General features: G+C 53.6%; 13 protein-coding genes. All 13 read left to right on the forward strand.

Annotated elements, in window-relative coordinates; all coding sequences use genetic code 11:
• Positions 1–471, forward strand: a 471-nt coding sequence (locus VF260_05590) for a hypothetical protein (GenBank protein HEX7056654.1), incomplete at its 5' end; no start/stop codon positions are given.
• Between the two features lie 138 nt (positions 472–609).
• A complete protein-coding gene (locus VF260_05595; GenBank protein ID HEX7056655.1) occupies positions 610–1,347 on the forward strand; it encodes a YheC/YheD family protein in 738 nt (245 codons plus the stop codon).
• A gap of 61 nt (positions 1,348–1,408) precedes the next feature.
• Positions 1,409–1,645, forward strand: a complete 237-nt coding sequence (locus tag VF260_05600; GenBank protein ID HEX7056656.1) for a hypothetical protein — start codon at positions 1,409–1,411, stop codon at positions 1,643–1,645.
• 392 nt (positions 1,646–2,037) lie between these two features.
• Positions 2,038–4,890, forward strand: coding sequence for a glycoside hydrolase family 3 C-terminal domain-containing protein (locus VF260_05605; GenBank protein ID HEX7056657.1), 2,853 nt, complete (start codon positions 2,038–2,040; stop codon positions 4,888–4,890).
• A gap of 59 nt (positions 4,891–4,949) precedes the next feature.
• Positions 4,950–6,740 (forward strand): sensor histidine kinase, encoded by a 1,791-nt coding sequence (locus tag VF260_05610; protein ID HEX7056658.1) that lies wholly within the window; start codon positions 4,950–4,952, stop codon positions 6,738–6,740.
• Positions 6,728–8,266 carry a response regulator transcription factor gene (locus VF260_05615; protein HEX7056659.1) on the forward strand — a complete coding sequence of 513 codons (1,539 nt, stop codon included), beginning with the start codon at positions 6,728–6,730 and terminating at the stop codon, positions 8,264–8,266. The genes VF260_05610 and VF260_05615 overlap by 13 nt, the downstream gene beginning before the upstream one ends.
• Positions 8,267–8,354: 88 nt before the next feature.
• Positions 8,355–9,311, forward strand: a complete 957-nt coding sequence (locus tag VF260_05620; GenBank protein HEX7056660.1) for an ABC transporter permease subunit — start codon at positions 8,355–8,357, stop codon at positions 9,309–9,311.
• Between the two features lie 25 nt (positions 9,312–9,336).
• Entirely contained in the window at positions 9,337–10,245 is a 909-nt protein-coding gene (locus tag VF260_05625; protein HEX7056661.1) for a carbohydrate ABC transporter permease, read from the forward strand.
• Positions 10,246–10,286: 41 nt separating this feature from the next.
• The gene (locus VF260_05630) at positions 10,287–12,005 is read left to right on the forward strand and encodes an ABC transporter substrate-binding protein (GenBank protein ID HEX7056662.1); all 1,719 of its coding nucleotides are present in this window, start codon (positions 10,287–10,289) and stop codon (positions 12,003–12,005) included.
• Positions 11,993–14,386, forward strand: coding sequence for a glycoside hydrolase family 95 protein (locus VF260_05635; protein HEX7056663.1), 2,394 nt, complete (start codon positions 11,993–11,995; stop codon positions 14,384–14,386). The genes VF260_05630 and VF260_05635 overlap by 13 nt, the downstream gene beginning before the upstream one ends.
• 186 nt (positions 14,387–14,572) lie before the next feature.
• Positions 14,573–15,886, forward strand: a complete 1,314-nt coding sequence (locus VF260_05640; protein ID HEX7056664.1) for an Nramp family divalent metal transporter — start codon at positions 14,573–14,575, stop codon at positions 15,884–15,886.
• 65 nt (positions 15,887–15,951) lie between these two features.
• Entirely contained in the window at positions 15,952–16,485 is a 534-nt protein-coding gene (locus VF260_05645; GenBank protein ID HEX7056665.1) for a VUT family protein, read from the forward strand.
• Positions 16,485–16,684: hypothetical protein (locus VF260_05650; GenBank protein ID HEX7056666.1), on the forward strand; the 200-nt coding region annotated here is incomplete at its 3' end. The genes VF260_05645 and VF260_05650, both read left to right, overlap by 1 nt.

A 16,684-nucleotide genomic window follows, 5' to 3' on the forward strand; every position in this document is an offset into this window, starting at 1 on the left:
GAAGCCATTATGACGATAGTCGGCCAGGACCCGACCGACCGCGATTCTCCGCTATATAAAAAATATTGCCGCGACCTGGGCTACCGCATGACGATGGACGCCGCCCTGGACAATATCGCATTGGGATGCGACGCAATTGTCGTCGGCCCGTTCACCCGCGAGGCGGAAAACCCCGCGTGGCTGGGCAAGGAATTGGCGCGAATTGAAGCCGCAGAAACCGCTATGGACGCTATCGCCGTAAAGGCGCTCTATGTTTATCTGCCCGAAGAAGAGGCGTATCGGCAACGGCTGCTGAATCGCAACTCGGCGCTCGACCGCTGGAAACTTAAGCATTGGGACGAGTTCCGAAAGTCGCTTAAAACGCGGGAGGTGCGTTGGCCGTTGCCTGAGGAATCGATTCTATATCTGGACAATTCGGGACCGTCTACGGAAGAAAAGCTTGCTCTTGTCGAGCAATTTGTGGATGCGTGAAGGTCGTTTGGCCGGCGGGCAAATCAACCGGAACATGCTTAAAAGAAGCGGATGCCTTGTCTCATTCATATTTTATGGACATACATTGTTAGGAGGTGGAAACCACAAAAACAATAAAGAGGAGCAGGAAACCCGGCTATGGGAAAATACAGCTTGTACAGATTGTTTAACCAGGTGAAGGAAATACGCCCCTATTTGCCCAGCACGTCCATTTGCACATTGTTTACGTTGGCGATCTATTTGCACAACTTCAGGGAAGTATATATCAAGCCTGCCGGCGGCGGGCAGGGACGCGGCGTGACCAAAGCGTGGCGGACGAACGGCCGTTATTATTATGTGCGGGAAAAAGGGGATCCGGTTCGTTGCGACACGGTTGCGGAAATGTTCCGGAAACTTGGCCTGGCGCGGAAGAAACCGCATATTGTGCAAAGAGGCATCCAGCTTGCCAGAGTGAATGGCCGCCCCTTCGACGTGCGCGTCATGATGATGCGCGACAGGGCGAAACGATGGACGTATGTCGGCATGCTGGCAAAAGTGGCGGGGAGAAAGAGCGTTATCACCAATGTGGCGAGAGGAGGGGGCTATGTGCTGCCCATCGATGCCGCATTACGGCAGTCGTTGGGACTGACCGGGGAAAGAGCCGAACAGAAAAAGCAGGAAATGATCCGCCTGGCCCAAGCCTGCAACCGGGCTTACAGCCGGGTTCGCTACGATTGGCAAATCGGCTATGATCTGGCCATCGACCGCAACGGGAAAGTATGGTTTATTGAAACGAATCCGACCATTCCCGCGCATGGTTTGTTTCGAAAACTGCCAGACCAGACGATGTATCGCCGCATCAAAGAACTGGCCGCATTTCATTTGAAGCGCAAATGATTTCGCTGTAAAATGAAGGGGGAATGTACTGCCGTAAAAAGCGGCAAGGAAGGATTGATTTATGATGCAAACAGTCGTTGTCAGCAAGAGTCAATTAAATCCGGTCAAGCTTCCGGGAATGGGGCGAAGTATCGAACTAAACGAACTGAGCGGCATAAAAAACATCGAAATTCGCCAGGCGTTTTCCCGCGGGGCCTTGCAGGTGGAATTTGAGGAGGAGCCGGGCGTGTATCATCGCGTTGTCAATGTGTGGCCCGACCCGCATACGACGACGCGCCTGACTATCTTCATCGACTGAGCATGCCGGTTCGGCGTTAAAATATAGCTTTCGGAAAAATTAGTTGGATTTTGTACAACTAATCGCTATCAAAACTCGGGAAAAGCGGTAAATTTTCCTGAATTAGTTGGATGAAATCCATTTAGTGAAATAAAATGAGGGCAAATAAAAGAAAATAGTTGGATGAAATCCAATTAATCTGCTGGCAGGACCTTCAACCGGTGCCCGTAACCGGAAAAAGCAAGCTTACTGCAGGCGGATCCACGGTTTCTTTGAGACTTTGCCTACATGTTGATCCGGCCCATGAAGCCGGATTTTTATATGACTTTTTCTTTAATTTTGCAGGTAGGATAATGGCCGCACCTATTGTACACTGATTGCGTTTTAAATGGACGTTGCAAAGGAGAGGTACTATGGGCGAGGCGCAATTAACCTATCCGTTCCTAAATCCCGAATTGCCGCTTGACGAAAGGGTGGACGATCTTTTGTCCCGCTTGACGCTGGCGGAGAAAATCGGGCTCATGCCGACCGCGCAGGCGGCGGTGGAGCGTTTGGGCATCAAGGAATATGCGGTGGGCGGAGAAGCCGCGCACGGCGTGGTGGCGAGAATCGGGCACGCGACCTTATTCCCGCAGCCGATCGGACTGGGCTGTACATGGGACCCGGAACTCATGCGGCAAATCGGCGCATGCATCGGAGATGAGGCGAGAGCTTACTACAAGAAACGCAAGGAAACGGGCGGGCTCTGTTTATGGGCGCCGACTGTCGATATGGAGCGGGATCCGCGCTGGGGCAGGACGGAAGAGGCCTACGGGGAAGACCCGTGCTTGACGGGAGCCATGGCCACGGCGTTGGTGCAAGGCATGCAGGGGGATCATCCGTTTTATATCAAAATGTCCGCCGCGCTGAAACATTTTTACGCCAACAACAATGAACAAAACCGGATAAACTGCTCGGCGGTCATCGATCCCCGCAACAAGCGGGAATATTATTTGAACGCCTTTCGCAAAGCGGTAACGGACGGGCGCGTGCATTCTCTCATGACGGCCTATAACGAAGTAAACGGGACGCCCATGATCGTACACCCGGATGTGCGAAGCGTGCTGAAAGAGGAATGGCGCATGGACGGCTTCATCGTATGTGACGCTTGCGATTTGTCGCAAACGGTGACGGACCACAAGTATTTTGCGACGCACGCCGAGACGGTCGCCGCGGCGCTGAAAGCGGGCGTCGACTGCTTTACCGATGATCCCGATCTGGTCAAAACCGCCATAAAAGAAGCATTGGAACGAAAGCTGATCACCGAAGCGGATCTGGATCGCGCGCTGCGCAATATGCTGCGTATCCGCTTCCGGTTCGGGCAGTTTGATCCGGACGAGTTAAATCCGTATGCGCAAATTCCCGAAACAATACTGTACAACCCCGAGCACCGCAAGCTGGCGCTAAAAGCCGCGCAAGAGTCGATCGTCCTGTTGAAAAACGCCGCGCAGACGCTGCCGCTGTCAAAAGACAAACTGCGCAGCGTGGCGGTTATTGGGCCGCTTGCCGACGCGGTGTACCGGGATTGGTATGCCGGGACGCCCGCTTACCGGATCAGTCCGCTGCAGGGAATCGTGGAAAAACTGCCGGGGGTGCGGGTCGATTACCATGACGCGTGCGACCTGGTCGCGTTCAAATGCGCCGAAAACGGCCGCTATATCGGGCCCGGCGGGTGGGACAACAACGATCTGGTGCTGCGCGGCGAGCAACAAGGCAGTTTCGAAACGTTCGCGCAGACGGACTGGGGTTGGGGCAGTTTAACGTTCAAATCGCTTGTAAACGGCAAATATATGACGACCGACGATGAACGGGTAACCGTATCAGCCGATGATATATGGGGCTGGTATGTGCGGGAAGTTTTTCACTTTGCGCCGCAGTCCGCAAACGGCGCGGGCGCGCTCACGACCTGGAACGGCAAAGCGGTCGCGCTTCCCGATGCGGAGATGGAAACGCTGCGGGCAGTAAAGCAGGATACGGCGGAAAACAAAACAAAGTTTATGAAGGAAATGATTGCGGACGGCGCGGCAGCGGCAGCCGAAGCGGCCAAAGCGGCGGACGCGGCGATTGTGTTTGTCGGCAATCATCCGCTCATTAACGGCAAAGAGGATTACGACCGCCGGGATATTGCCCTCCCGCCCGCGCAGGAGCACTTGATCCGGGAAGTATATAAGGCCAATCCGCGGACGATCGTCGTTATTGTCGGCAGCTATCCGTTCGCGCTGAATGGGATCGAGGAGCATGTCCCGGCCATTGTGTATACTTCGCATGGCGGACAGGAGCTGGGCCATGCGATAGCCGACGTGTTGTTCGGCGATGTGAGCCCGGCGGGGCGCCTGAATATGACGTGGTATCGTTCGCTTGCGCAGCTACCCGATATGATGGATTACGACATAATCAAAGGCGGGCGGACGTATCAATATTTTGCCGGAAATCCGCTGTACCCGTTTGGGCACGGCCTAACCTATGCGGAATTTCGGTATGACGGCCTTGCCTTTACGGCTGACCGCGTTCATGCAGACGGTCACGTGGAACTTCGATTTACGGTGGAAAACGTCGGACAAATGGCGAGCGATGAAGTTGTCCAGTTGTACGTCCGCGCGGAGAAATCCCGCGTGAAGCGGCCGCTCAAACAGTTGCAAAGTTTCCGCCGGATTCATCTTGCGCCCGGGGAAAGGATGACCGTAACGTTTGCGGTGCCCGCGTCCGATTTGGCGTTCTGGGATGTAACCAGGGAACGGTATTGCGTCGAATCCGGGTTGTATACGTTTATGGTCGGATCTTCATCCGCCGACATCCGCTTGTCCGGCAGCGTCGAGATCATCGGTGAGACAATCCCGCCGCGGAATCTTTTTACGACTACGCGTGCGGAAAATTATGACGATTACCAAGGCGTTTTGCTGGATGAGTGCAAGGCAGGCGGCACCTGCGTCCGCTGCCGCGACGAAAGCGCCGAAGGCTGGCTGTTGTTTGCCGACGCCCTGTTGGAGCGGGAAGCCAAATTTTTTGAATGCGGCGCATGCGGCGGTTTGGCGGGCGGAATGATCGAGGTGCTGTATGATGATCCGGAGGCAGAGCCGGCCGGCGTATGGCGGATCGCAGCGGCAGGGAGCAGGCAGGCCTGGAGTACAGCCCGCTTCCCGCTTGCCGGCGCCACGGGCGTCCGCAATGTTTACGTAAGGCTCAGCGGAGACGTTGGCCTAAGCTGGTTCAGACTAAGGGAATCATAAGTTCCCCTAAGATCATAAAGTTTTGCAAGCGCATTCAAAAAACGGATGTGGTGAAACGGATGATGGCCTTGTTGGTGCGGTGGTCCAACGATATGAAAATCCGCAACAAGCTGTTTATCTCCTTTGTTCTGGTTGTCCTGGTGCCGGTTTCGATCGTGGGCGTCTTTTTGACCGTCAAGCTGCGCGAGATGGCGCTGAACGATGCGATCACGCAGGCGTCCAACAACGTGGAGCGAATCTCCAAACGGACGGCGCAAATCATCAATGTGTCATCCGATATTTCCTATCAGTTGTTATCCGACAGCAGGCTTGGCGCCGTGGTCAATACCAGGTACCAAACGATCTACGATGTTGTTTTGGCTTACCACAATTATCCGGCTTTTCGCGAATACATCCGGCTGTATAAAGAAATCGGCAACATCCGGTTTTACTTTGACAATCCGACGCTGCTCGACAACTGGGAGTTTTTCCAGCCTACCAAATCCATTGTAAAAACGGCCTGGTATCAAAAGGCGCTGAAAAGCAAAGGGCTGATCAGTTGGGATTATATCGAGGATGAACGGGATCACCGCAAGCATTTGAGCCTGATTCGGCGCATCGACTTTTTCAACGACCGATCCAATGGAGTGCTGGTGATCAACGTGAACGACCAGTATTTGAACGAGGCGATCGGGCAGGAACCTTTTGCGACGATGATCGTGTCGGACGGCGGTTATGTAGTGGCTTCCAGTAAACCCGGCATTGTGGGCAAGACGTTGGCTGAACTGCATTTTGACCAGCCGATAATGACGAAGGAAAAAGGAATTTTCGATGCCGTTGTCAACGGCGAATCGTCAAAGGTGTTCATCGAGCGTCTGATGCCCGACGGCAGTCTGAACGGATTGCGGATAATTTCCGTGCTTTCGGTTGGGGATATCGTCAAAAATGTCAACAGGATCAGCATCCTTTCCTTGTCGGTCATCTTCATCAGCCTGTTTGTCGCGCTTATTTTGATCTATGGCTTGTCCGGGTTGTTGTCGCGCAGGTTGCTGCACTTGAGCAAGCATATTTCCAGAGTTTCGGCGGGAAATTTCGATTCCCCGATCAAAATCGACGGCAAGGATGAAATCGGGCAACTGTCGCGGCAATACAATTCGATGCTGATCAATATCAAGCAGTTGATGAACGAAGTGGAACAGTCGCAAAAACAGAAAAATTCGCTGGAATTAAAACAAAATGAAATCAAGTTCAAGATGATGGCGAGCCAGATCAATCCGCATTTTTTGTTCAACGCGTTGGAATCGATACGCATGAAAGCGCATTTGAAGGGAGAAAAAGAAATCGCGGAAGTGGTGAAATTGTTGGGCCGCATGATGCGCAAAAATCTGGATGTGGCCAATGAAAAGATCACGCTGCAAAGTGAAATCGAAATGGTGCGCTGTTATTTGGAAATTCAGAAATTCCGCTATGAAGAGCGGCTTGGATACGAACTTGATGTGGCGCCTGAAACGTTAAAAATCCGGATACCGCCGCTGATCATTCAGCCGTTGGTGGAAAATGCGGTGCTGCACGGGCTGGAAGGAGTCGAGTCAGGCGGCAAAGTGAACGTCTGCGCGGAAATTGCCGGCAATAAACTGAAAGTGTGTGTCGCCGATAACGGCGCGGGGATGAGCCGGCAAAAGATCCGCGGCATTTATCGGTCGTTTGCCGAAGACGACCGGAACAGCCGGATCGGTTTGCGCAACGTGCATGAACGCTTGCTCCTGGTTTACGGCGAAGGGCACGGCCTGCGCATTCGCAGCAAGCCCGGAGTCGGCACGGAAATACGCTTCACAATCCCGATCGAGGAGGAATCCGGATGTATAAAGTGATGATAGTCGACGATGAGCCGGTGATTCGGGAAGGATTAAAGACGATCGTTCCGTGGGATGAGTACGGTTTTCAAGTGGCGGCTACGGCGGCCAACGGCAGGGAAGCGCTGCAAAAATTTAAAAGCGGCGCGCTGGATTTGCTCGTCATCGATATCCGCATGCCGGGCATGGACGGGCTGCAGTTGCTGGAAGCGGTCCGCAAGGAAAGCACAGCCGTACATGTCCTGATATTGAGCGGATATGCCGATTTCGCCTACGCGCAAAAGGCGATTGCCGCCAAAGTCGATGGGTACATCCTGAAACCCGTGGAGGAGACGGAAATTACGCAAGCGTTGCTGAACGTTAAAAAGCTGCTGGATCAAGAGGCCGCCGCGGCGAGAATGCGCGAGAGAGCGGGCTGGAACCGGGAATTGTTTCTCCGTTCGCTCCTTACGGGCGAAAATCCGGCAAGCGGCGAGGAAATCGGGGCGATTGCCGAGCAATATGATTTGCGCTGGAAACAGTACCGGATCGTGCTGCTCGCCTGCGAAGAAAATACGCCTGCGGATGCGGATGCGGGCAGCGGCTTGATGACGGGCATCAACGAACTGGTTGGAGCAAACGGCGTCGCGTTTCGCGCCGCCCCCTATATCGGATTGCTGCTGAAGGACGACTTGCGGACCGAACTGTCGCGGAAAAATTTGTACGATCGGTTGGCGGCGGCGATGCAAGAGGCTGGCTGCGAATTCGTGTGCGCCGCCGGACCCGGCGTCGGTTCGCTTGCGGAAATTGCGGACGCCGCGAAGGTGGCCGAAAGTTTGCTGGCGCGCCGATTTTTTTACCGCACCGACCGCTTGTTGACTGAGCGCGATTTGCTGCCGCCGGAGCAGCCGGAAGCCACTGCGCAACCGCTTAAGATCGAGCAGGCGGTGGACAAATTCGCTTTTGCGCTCGAAATCGGCAGCGCGGAATCCGCGCAAAGCCTTGTTGCGCAGTGGTTGGGCCAGTTGGCTGCAAACGGCGAAAGCGAGCAGCAAATCAAAACAGCCATGGTGCAGATCGTAACCCGTGCGCTGGAGAAATTGGCTTCGGCTTATCCGGACGCCCAATTGGCCAAGCAGCGGCTTTCCACGGAGTTGATGGAAGTATACAGGTGCAAAAATATTTATGCCGTTGAGCATTTTATCGCCGTTTTGGCCAAGAAAGCGATCGGGCAGATCACATCCGGCAGCACGGGCTCCTTGTTGAAAAGAATGGTCGACCTGATTCACCGCAATTATCACGAGAATTTAAGGCTGGAAACGCTGGCTGAAGTTTTCAATTACAACAGCGCATATTTGGGGAAGCTTTTCAAAAACCACACCGGCGAATACTTCAATACGTTTCTTGACAAAGTGCGGATTGAACAAGCGAAAAAGCTGCTGGAGCAAGGTTACAAAGTTTATCAGGTGGCCGAATTGGTCGGCTACGCCAACGCCGATTATTTTCACAGCAAGTTTCGCAAGTATGTGGGGGTATCTCCCACGGCATACCGGAAAAAGGAATAATTTTTGCATGATTTTTGCTCCAATCTTTCGGGTATTTGCCGCCCGCAAAATTTAATATGATGAATTTAACAGCGAAGGAGGTCGCGGTATGGATGCGGCGACGGCAAAACAAACGCTTCAGCCGAGCCGTAAAGTTCGGCGGTTTTGGCGCATTGCCTTTCAGCAAAAATATTTATATTTGATGTCCTTGCCTTTTGTCGCCTGGGTGTTTGTGTTCAGTTACCTCCCGCTTTGGGGATGGACGATGGCGTTTCAAAAATACCGCCCCGGCCGGCCGTTTTTTGAACAGAAATGGGTTGGTTTGCAAAATTTTAGCGAACTGTTCCACGACGACCGCTTTTACCTTGTGCTGCGCAATACGCTGGCGATGAGCGTGATGGGTCTGGTGGTCGGTTTTACCGTTCCGATCGTGTTTGCGATATTGCTGAATGAATTGCGTAAGCAGTCATTCAAGCGCATTGTGCAGACCGTTTCCTATCTTCCGCATTTTGTTTCATGGGTGGTGGTCGCAGGCATCGTCTACAAGATGCTATCGATCGATGGCGGCATTGTGAATGTCATCCTGCAGAAGCTGCATATTGTGGACAACCCGATTCAGTTCATGGCGAAGGAACACTGGTTTTGGGGAATTGTAACCGTTTCCGATCTATGGAAAGAAATGGGCTGGAATTCAATCATCTATTTGGCGGCGATCACTGGCATCGATCCGGAGTTGTATGAAGCGGCGAAAGTCGACGGGGCCGGCCGCTTTCGGCAAAACTGGCATATTACGATCCCCGGCATCCGCACGACAATCATTATTCTGCTGATTTTGTCGATCGGGAATTTGATCAGCATCGGGTTTGAAAAGCAGTTTCTGCTGGGCAATCCGCTTGTCAAAAATTATTCCGACGTGCTGGATTTATACGCCTTAAACTACGGGATCGGCCTGGGGCGGTTTTCTTTCGGCACCGCGATCAATATGTTCAACTCGGTAGTCAGTCTGGTTCTGTTGTTTATCGCCAACGGCATGTTCAAACGCTTTGCCAAGGAAAGCGTCATGTAAGCGAAATTTTTAAAGGAGCGGGCCGATGACAAAAAAACGCAATTATTTTAGCGCGTCCGTTACTGACAAAATGTTTGATATTTGCAATATCGCATTCATGCTGCTGGTTGCCTGCGTCACGTTGTATCCGTTTCTCAACGTTTTGGCCATTTCCCTGAACGATTCCATGGATGCGGTGCGCGGCGGCATCTACATATGGCCGCGGAAATTCACGCTGGAAAACTACAAGTCGATTTTTCAATTCAGCGGCTTGTTGACCGGTTTTAAAATCTCCGTGCTCAGAACCGTGGTCGGGACCATACTCGGGCTCATCAGCTCGTCCATGTTGGCCTATACGCTCAGCCGCAAAGATTACCAGGCGCGCGGATTTGTTTCTGTGTTTCTGGCCATCACCATGTATGTCTCCGGCGGATTGGTTCCCGTTTTTATCCTGATGCGCGACCTGCATTTGATGAATACGTTTGCGGTATATGTTTTGCCGGGGATGGTCGGCGCGTTTAACGTGTTTGTCATCCGCTCCTTTATGGACGGTCTCCCCGCCGCCTTGCAGGAATCGGCCAAGCTGGACGGAGCCAACGATTTTACGATTTACCTGCGGGTCATCTTGCCGCTGTGCAAGCCGGTATTGGCCACGATTGCCCTGTTTCTGGCCGTGGGACAATGGAATTCCTGGTTTGACACGTATTTGTACAACAGTTCCAACGAGAATTTGACAACCTTGCAGTTTGAACTGATGAAAGTTTTACAAAGTACGCAAAGCGGCAACAACGCCGACGCCCATTCGCAAAATTTGACGCAGCTGTTGAACAAGGTGTCGCCGGAGTCGGTCAAAATGGCGATTACGATGGTGGTCACCGTGCCGATTCTGGTCGTTTATCCGTTTTTGCAACGTTATTTTGTCAAGGGGATGACGCTTGGCGCTATCAAAAGCTGAGCTGTTGATACCAAATTTATTTTTAGGAGGGTCAAAACAATATGGTTAGACAAATAGCATGGAAAAAGCTTGGCATCCTGCTAGTGGCTGGCGCGATCGCGTTTTCCACGGCGGCGTGCAGCAGTTCGAAGGATTCCGCGGAGGACACTCCGAAGCCGACCGCAAGCGGGCCCGAGGCAATGGATAGCGGAAACAACCTGGAGCCGATCACATTCACATACTTCAGCGAAGATCCAAGCCCCAACTGGAACAACATGCAGGATGAAGTCGGAAAAGTGATCACGGAAAAAACGGGCGTGACCTTGAAGGCGGAATTCGCCGTGGGCGACCCGGCGCAAAAAATCGGGCTGATTGCTTCAACCGGCCAGTACCCCGATTTGATCAGCCCCAAAGGCGATCTGGGCAAATTGGTGGATGCCGGCGCGATGATTGATCTTGCTCCGTTAATCGAACAATATGCGCCCAATATCAAGAAAGTCATCGGGCCCTACATGAAGCGCCTGCGTTACAGCAAAGACGATCCGTCCATTTATGTGATACCGTCGTATAGCGGAGTGGGGCAAATTACCTTTGATGCGGGCGGCGGTTTTGAACTGCAGCACGCGGTGGTGCAAGAGCTCGGCTATCCGGAAATCCGCACGGTGCAGGATTTTGAGAACGCGATCAAGGCGTACAAGGAAAAACACCCGCAAATTGACGGCAAACCGACCATCGGCTTAACCTTAAACTCCGATGACTGGCATATGTATATTTCCGTGACCAATCCGGCGTTTTTCACTACCGGCGCTCCCGATGACGGCGAGTTTTATATCGATCCGAACACGTATGAAGCAAAATATCATTTCCTGCGTCCGGAAGAAAAAGAATATTTCCGCTGGTTGAATCATATGAACGATATCGGTCTGCTTGACCCGGAAACCTTTTCGCAAAAGTATGACCAGTATAAAGCCAAAATCGCCACCGGCCGCGTACTCGGCCTGATTGACCAAAAATGGGACTATCAGGACGGCGAAAACGCGCTGAAGACGGCGGGCAAATTTGAACGCGGGTACGGGCATTATCCGGTTACGTTGACGACCGAGTTTAAAGATCATTCCTTCCAGGATACCGGATTCATGGCCGGATACGGCGTTGGCATCACGACAAACTGCAAAGACCCTGTTCGGGCGATCAAATTCCTCGATTTTCTGGCTTCCGAGGAAGGGCAAATATTGATCAACTGGGGCATTGAAGGCAAACATTACAATGTGGAAAACGGCGTGCGCGTGATTCCGAAAAAAGTCAATGACCGGAAAGTCAACGATGCCGCCAACTTCTCCAAGGAAACGGGCATTGGTTTGTATGCGCTGCTTTCGGCGCATTACGGCGACGGCGTAAAGGATTCGACAGGCAACTACTATACGACGAACTTCCCGGATCAAATCGTGGCAAGCTATAACGATGTGGAAAAAGAAGTGCTGAAGAATTATAATGCAACGACATGGAAAGACCTGTTCCCGAAAGAAGACGAATTTCCGGTTAAACCGTGGGGCGCGGCGTGGAACATTCCGGTTCCCGGCGATTCCGAATTGGCGGTGCTGCAAAATCAAATGAAGGATATTACCTGGTCGTACATTCCGAAAGCCGTGTTGGCGAAGCCGGGCGATTTCGACAAGATTTGGGATGAATATCTGCAAAAGCTGAAAGACGCCGGTGTGGACAAAATGGATGAATTGTACACGCAAATCGTGAAAGAACGGGTAGCGCTTTGGAACGACTAAACGAACCGCGGGGGAAACGCCCGCATCCCTGGCGTCTCTGGTACGAACAACCCGCCGCAAAATGGGAAGAGGCCTTGCCGATCGGCAACGGCCGCATCGGCGGCATGGTTTTCGGCGGGATTGCGACGGAACGGATTGCGCTCAATGAAGACACGCTGTGGTCGGGCTTTCCCCGGGATACGATCAATTATGAAGCGCTGCGTTATTTGCGCAAGGCGCGGGAGCTGATTAAGGCGCGCCGATTTGCCGAAGCGGAGCAACTGATCGAAGCGGGCATGTTGGGCAGGGAAACGGAATCCTATTTGCCGCTCGGCGATCTTTGTCTGGACGTGCAGGAGTGCGCGGCGGAAGCGGAAGAAATTGCCGATTACGTGCATGAGTTGGACCTGGATGCGGGGATTGCCGCGACGAGTTACCGCGTAGGCGGCGGAGAGATGTATCGCGAGGCTTTTGTCAGCGCACCCGACCAAGTTCTCGTCGTCCGGTTCACTCCACGGGACGGATTGCGGCGCCGGATCGCGGTGGCGCTGCAATCGCCGCTTCAGGTTAACGTGCTGGCTGAAAACGACGGGTTGGCGCTTTGCGGGCGCTGCCCGTCGCATATCGCCGGCAACTATAATGGGGATCACCCTAAACCCGTTCTCTACGAAGAGGGAATGGGTATTGCTTTTTGCGCCGCGCTGCGCGTGTTACCGGATGGAAGGCAACAGGTAACGGCGGAAGGCGGGCAACTGATTGTCACGGGTGCGGGCTCGTTTACGCTGCTGCTTGCGGCGCATACCGGTTTCGCCGGTTTTGCCAAAATGCCCTCGGGCGATGTCGACCGCTTGCGGGAGCAATGCCGCCGCCGGCTTGCCGCGGCTGCCGCCAAAGGCTATGCCAGGCTGCGCAAACGCCATATCGCGGAGCACCGGCGGCTGTTTCGCCGTGTCGCGCTGCATTTGGGGAGCACTTCCCAAGCGGCGTTGCCGACAGATCGGCGCTTGCGGGACTATGGCGCCGGAAAGCCTGATCCGCAGCTGGAGGCGCTCTATTTTCAATATGGGCGCTATCTGTTGCTGGCGTGCTCGCAGCCGGGCACGCAGCCGGCAAACTTGCAGGGAATTTGGAATCCGTACGTTCAGCCCCCGTGGAATTGCAATTACACGATCAATATCAACACGCAAATGAACTATTGGCCGGCGGAGACCTGCAATCTGCACGAGTGCCATGAGCCGCTCATCCGCATGATCGCCGAATTGTCCGTTTCCGGGCGAAGAACGGCGGCGCTGCATTACGACTGTCGCGGGTGGGCGGCGCATCATAATGTGGATTTATGGCGCATGTCCACCCCGGCGAACGGCCAGGCGAGTTGGGCGTTTTGGCCGCTGGGCGGAGTTTGGCTGTGCCGGCATCTGTGGGAGCATTATTTGTTTCAGCCGGACCGGGAATATTTGCGCACAACCGCTTATCCCCTGCTGAAAGGCGCAGCCCTGTTTTGCCTCGATTGGCTTGAGGCGACGCCAGCGGGGGAGTTGCTTACCCTTCCTTCCACTTCGCCGGAAAACAAGTTTTTGCTGCCCGATGGCGCGCCTTGCAGCATTTCTATGGCTTCCACAATGGATATTTCCCTGATCCGCGAGTTGTTTACGCACTGCATGGCGGCGGCGGAAATTTTATCCGTGGACGAGGGCCTGGTTGCAAAGTTGAAAAATGCCGTTGCCAGGCTGCCTTCCTATCGGATCGGACGGCATGGGCAATTGCAGGAGTGGTACGAAGATTTTGCCGAATATGAGCCGGGGCATAGGCACGTGTCGCATTTGTACGGGCTGTATCCGGGCGAGCAAATAACGGTGGATGATTGCCCCGACCTTGCCGCCGCGGCGGAGAAAACGCTGCAACGCAGGCTCGAGCACGGCGGCGGCCATACCGGCTGGAGCCGCGCCTGGCTTGTAAACCTGTATGCCCGCCTGCATGACGGCGCGAATGCGTACCGGCATTTGCGGGCGCTAATTTCCCGGCACACGCTGGGCAATCTGTTCGCCAACCATCCGCCGCTGCAAATTGACGGCAATTTCGGCGGAACGGCGGGGATCGCCGAGATGCTTTTGCAAAGCCGGGCAAACACGCTTGAATTGCTGCCGGCGCTGCCTGCTGCTTGGCCGGATGGCGCCGTAAGCGGCCTAAAAGCGCGCGGCGGGTTTACCGTTTCCATCAGGTGGCGCGGCGGGCGCCTTGTCCAGGCGCAAATTGCCGCATCGGTAGAAGCCTTCGTCCGGGTGCGTTATCGGGAGCCCTTGCAGGTGCAAAAGCGCAACGGCGCGGCGCTTAGTCCGGCGGGCTTTGCGATCGCCGCCGGTGAGACCGTTACGATTTTGCCTGCTGTAAAAAAATCCCGTTAGCCCTCCATGCCACACCATGCCAATAAAAAATGTAAGGCGGGGTATTCACTTTTTGGGAAAACCGCCTTATAATAATTCTAAAAAAGTTGTGCAAGGTAAAAATAATTTGTTCGGGGTAAAAGTTTGGCACATGCGCCAGACTTGCCCTCATGGAAATTGGCGTTTCGGCGGAAAGGGTGGAAAGTCATGAACGAGTTTGCTCACGCCAAAATAACTTCGCGAACGGTGTTGTCCGACAAGAAAACGGAGGCGGCATTAAGAGAAGCGATCACCGGAAAACGCAAAGGATGGAAAGCGTTGCTGCCATTTTTGGGGCCGGCGTTTATTGCTTCCATTGCTTATGTGGACCCGGGGAATTTCGCCACGAACATACAAAGCGGCTCGCAATTCGGGTATAACATGCTGTGGGTCATCGTGCTGGCCAATATGATGGCCATGCTTCTGCAAAATATGTCGGCGAAGCTGGGCATCGCGACGGGCAAAAATTTGCCGGAGCTGTGCCGGGAGTTTTTTCCCAAGTGGCTGAATATGTGCATGTGGGTAGTGTCCGAAATCGCGGCGATGGCGACGGATTTGGCCGAGTTTTTGGGGGCGACATTGGCGCTTAACTTGCTGTTTGGCATTCCGATGTTTTATGCCGTGTTGTTGGCCGGCGTCGTAACATACCTCATTTTGCTGTTGGAAAAGTTCGGCTTTCGGCCGTTGGAGAAATTTATTATCGCTTTTGCCCTGATTATCGGCGCATGCTATTTGCTTGAAACGGTTTTGTCGCGGCCCGATTTCGGGCAAATTATACGGCACAGCCTGATCCCGTGGGTGGGCGGCAATGACAGCGTCATGCTGGCGGTCGGAATCATCGGGGCTACGGTTATGCCGCATGCCATCTTCCTGCATTCGGGCCTCACGACGAACCGCATCCGCCCGCGCAATGACATGGAAGCGCGGCAGATCGGAAAGTTTAACAGGCGGGAGATCATCATGGCGATGGGCTTTGCCGGCTTTGTGAATCTGGCGATGATGTATATGGCGGCGTCCGTATTTCATGCCTCGGGATACGATCAGATCGCGGATATCCGTACAGCCTATTTGACCTTGACCCCTTTGTTGGGCTCCGCGGCTGCCGCCTTCTTTCTGGTGTCGCTCCTGGCATCCGGCATCTCCAGTTCCGTGGTCGGGACAATGGCGGGGCAAATGATCATGCAGGGCTTTGTCGGGTTTTCGATTCCCGTCTGGCTGCGGCGCGTCATTACCATGCTGCCGCCGGTCGTCATTGTGGCCTGGGGGCTCGATCCGACGCTGACATTGATCATTAGCCAGGTGGTGTTGAGCATCGTGCTGCCCATGCCGGTCATCGCGCTCGTATATTTTTCCCGACGCAAGGATTTGATGGGAGTTTTGGTCAATAAAAAAATTACCACCGCTATTTCCATCATCTGTGCTTGTATTATTTTATCATTGAATATTTGGCTCATTGTGCAGACAATTTCCCCGCTTTTCTGATAAAATGATGTTTGGCTTTAAGTCAGATATGCATATGGAAACGGGGAGAAACATACATGGGCATATTGCTTCCGTTGCTTTATATTTTTGCCATCGTGGCGGCAAACGTGGTGACCGCCGCGACCGAACCGCTGAATCTGGTGCTCTTTATCGTTCCTTACGGAACGTTTGTCATCGGCATTAGCTTTATTTTGCGCGATTTGGTGCAAAGCCAATTCGGCAGGGCCAGGACATATGGATTTATTTTGCTATCCACCTTGCTTTCGGCGCTCACGTCTTATTTGCACGGGGATACGCTGTGGATCGTATTTGCGTCGCTTTTGACCTTCCTGATTTCGGAGACGACGGATACGGAAATTTACAGCCGGCTGAAACTGCCTTTTCATATGAGGCTGTTGTACAGCGGAACCGTCGCCGGCGTATTGGACAGCACGGTTTTTGTTGTTGTCGGGCTTTCGCCCTTGGGCGCGGGATTCATCCCGTGGTCGGCGGTGCCGCTCGCCATATTGGGGCAAATCGTGGTGAAGACGCTTGTCCAGTTGCTTGGAGCGCTCATTTCCAAGCCGATCATTGCCCACTTCCGGATTTCTTTAAAATAATGTCCGCCTTCATTCCGGATATATATGTGAAAAACGCCGGGCTTTTGGCCCGGTTTTTCTTTGCCGGTGATATCGGCTATGCGATTGAACGTGCTTCGCTGTCCCGATTGTTCACCATTTGCGGCGATCGGGCATACAGTAGGCATAGATCATACGCCAAGGGATATGTACCCATGTGTGAAGTGATTTTTCTGCCACC

It is taken from the genome of Bacilli bacterium, from assembly GCA_036381315.1.
Lineage (GTDB): Bacteria > Bacillota > Bacilli > Paenibacillales > KCTC-25726 > DASVDB01.

Bases quoted from the DNA above. Each gene is read 5' to 3' on its own strand.
- VF260_05630 (HEX7056662.1), top strand. From the start codon at position 10,287: ATGGTTAGACAAATAGCATGGAAAAAGCTTGGCATCCTGCTAGTGGCT.
- VF260_05600 (HEX7056656.1), top strand. From the start codon at position 1,409: ATGATGCAAACAGTCGTTGTCAGCAAGAGTCAATTAAATCCGGTCAAG.
- VF260_05615 (HEX7056659.1), top strand. From the start codon at position 6,728: ATGTATAAAGTGATGATAGTCGACGATGAGCCGGTGATTCGGGAAGGA.
- VF260_05620 (HEX7056660.1), top strand. From the start codon at position 8,355: ATGGATGCGGCGACGGCAAAACAAACGCTTCAGCCGAGCCGTAAAGTT.
- VF260_05610 (HEX7056658.1), top strand. From the start codon at position 4,950: ATGATGGCCTTGTTGGTGCGGTGGTCCAACGATATGAAAATCCGCAAC.
- VF260_05595 (HEX7056655.1), top strand. From the start codon at position 610: ATGGGAAAATACAGCTTGTACAGATTGTTTAACCAGGTGAAGGAAATA.
- VF260_05640 (HEX7056664.1), top strand. From the start codon at position 14,573: ATGAACGAGTTTGCTCACGCCAAAATAACTTCGCGAACGGTGTTGTCC.
- VF260_05625 (HEX7056661.1), top strand. From the start codon at position 9,337: ATGACAAAAAAACGCAATTATTTTAGCGCGTCCGTTACTGACAAAATG.
- VF260_05605 (HEX7056657.1), top strand. From the start codon at position 2,038: ATGGGCGAGGCGCAATTAACCTATCCGTTCCTAAATCCCGAATTGCCG.